Here is a 1,008-nt window from a genome sequence, read left to right on the forward strand (position 1 = left end):
TTCGACCGCTCGTCGCTGACGCGCTGGCGCAACCGGATGGGCGAGGAGCGGCTGGCGGCGCTGATCCAGGAGAGCCTGTCGGTTGCCACCCGGACCAAGGCGATCAAGCCGTCCGAACTGTCGCGGGTGATCGTCGACACCACGGTTCAGCCCAAGAACGTGACGTTCCCCACCGATGCGAAGCTTCTGAACCGGGCGCGCGAGAAGCTGGTGCGGCTGGCGCAGCGTCATGGGGTGAGTTTGCGTCAATCCTATGCGCGGGTGGGCAAGTTCGCCCTGATTCAGCATCAGCGCTATGCCCACGCCAAGCAGTTCAAGCGCGCCAACCGAGCGCTCAAGAAGCTGCGCACCTATCTCGGCCGCGTCATCCGCGATGTCGGCCGCAAGATCGAGGGTAACGGCGCGCTCGAAGCGGCATTCACAAAGCTGCTGGCGCTCGCGCGGCGCGTGCGCGAGCAGCAGCAACGTCAACGCGGGCCGAAGGTCTATTCCCTGCACGCGCCGGAGGTCGAATGCATCGGCAAAGGCAAGGCCCATCGGCCTTACGAGTTCGGCGTCAAGGTCTCCGTCGCCACCACGATCGGCCATGCCAAGGGCGGCCAGTTCGTCACCCATGTGAAGGCGTTGCCCGGCAATCCCTATGACGGTCACACGCTGGCCACCGTGATCCCGGACATGGAGGCGCTGATCGGCAACATCATTGCGCGCCTCCTCGGAGACAAGGGATACCGCGGCCACAACGCGCCGCCCGATTACAAGTTCAGGGTCTTCCTCTCCGGCCAGAAGCGAGGGGTGACGCCCAGGATCAAGCGCGAACTGCGCCGCAGGTCCGCCGTCGAGCCCGTCATCGGCCATCTCAAGGCCGAGCACCGCATGGGCCGCAACTATCTCTGGTTCCGCCAGGGCGACGCCGCCAACGCCGTCCTCGCCGCCGCCGGCTACAACTTCCGCCGCCTCATCCGCTGGCTCAGCCTTTTGCTGCGCCTGTTCCTGACCGCACTCTTCCCC

1 protein-coding gene is annotated in these 1,008 nt (G+C 66.0%); it reads left to right on the top strand.

All coding sequences use genetic code 11. The annotated features are described in order from the left end of the window. Positions 1-1,008, top strand: a 1,008-nt coding sequence (locus GWE18_RS41895; RefSeq protein WP_275191302.1) for an IS5 family transposase, incomplete at both ends; no start/stop codon positions are given.

The sequence above is a fragment of the Bradyrhizobium sp. CSA112 genome (assembly GCF_029051645.1).
In the GTDB taxonomy this organism is placed as follows: domain Bacteria; phylum Pseudomonadota; class Alphaproteobacteria; order Rhizobiales; family Xanthobacteraceae; genus Bradyrhizobium.